The organism is Paraburkholderia sp. SIMBA_054, assembly GCF_046534875.1.
GTDB lineage: Bacteria > Pseudomonadota > Gammaproteobacteria > Burkholderiales > Burkholderiaceae > Paraburkholderia > Paraburkholderia hospita.
This window is the reverse complement of record NZ_JAWRXV010000498.1, coordinates 1-306: the sequence shown is the minus strand read 5'-3', so window position 1 is coordinate 306 and position 306 is coordinate 1. Positions and strand designations below refer to the sequence as shown.

The window sequence follows — 306 nt, the reverse complement described above, 5'->3', positions numbered from 1 at the left end:
CGGCTTTCGTTTGGTCTTGGGATCCGCTTCGCCCTTCACATACATCGGCGGTGTAGGCATGCCCCACCGGAGCATCGCAAGCTCTGGATCGTCACCATCGATGTTTCGCAGAACAGGGGCCGGATAGTCAGGAAAGATATCCATCTGCGGATCGACGCGGTTCGTCAGGTCCGAGAATTTCTTGAACAGACGGCGCATGGCCTCATGTGTCGTGGTGATATTGTACAGATTGCACATGCACGCCTCCTCGTTACGAAGAGAATAGCGCGGTTATTTACGCCGTCCAGTGAGTGCATCTTCGCCTTG

At 54.9% G+C, this 306-nt stretch carries 1 protein-coding gene; it reads right to left on the bottom strand.

Annotated elements, in window-relative coordinates; all coding sequences use genetic code 11:
• Positions 1-237 (bottom strand): hypothetical protein (locus SB822_RS56065; RefSeq protein WP_410858974.1); only part of this gene is annotated, 237 nt, incomplete at its 3' end.
• Positions 238-306: the final 69 nt, after the last annotated feature.